This is a genomic window from Oleiphilus sp. HI0132 (assembly GCF_001635845.1).
Genome location: NZ_LWGJ01000961.1, coordinates 1 through 571 on the forward strand (window position 1 = coordinate 1; position 571 = coordinate 571).

A 571-nucleotide genomic window follows, 5' to 3' on the forward strand; every position below is an offset into this window, starting at 1 on the left:
AAACGAGGAAGAGAACCTTGAGTCCAATCGCGCCATGGTTGATTCTGCCAAACAATCCAGAGCGGTATTAAGGCAAATACTGTCGATTACTAAAGATGAGGACAAATCCTTCTACGAACGAAATGAACAGGTGATGCAGCTCGTGGAGGCATTCTTTAGTTCCGAAACAGATGATATCGATGATGCTTGTGAGCGATTTGATGTCAACATTTCCAGACTGCAAAAACAAAGTGGCTTTTACCATTATCTTTTTAATCAGCACACGGGGCTTGTCCGTAGGCTCACTCCTGCATTAAAGGCACTAACGTTTGACCGTGAAAATTCTGATGCACCATTAATTGAAGCAATCGACTGGTTACGTGAGTCTAAACCGCAGCTGGATGAAAATACGCCTCAAGCCTTTTTAAGGAAATCAGAGAAAGACCTGATACAAGATGAATCAGATGCCCCAGCGATATCGCGCTGGAAAATACTTTTGTTCTGCCATGTTATTGAAGGAATCCGCACTAAGAAGTTGACGTTGAAATACTCTTACCGATACCGCCTAGATGAAAGCTATTTAATTCCGTGG

General features: G+C 42.7%; 1 protein-coding gene. It reads left to right on the forward strand.

The features are described from left to right. A partial coding sequence (locus A3766_RS31035; protein WP_197479530.1) for a hypothetical protein occupies window positions 1-571 on the forward strand: 571 nt, incomplete at both ends.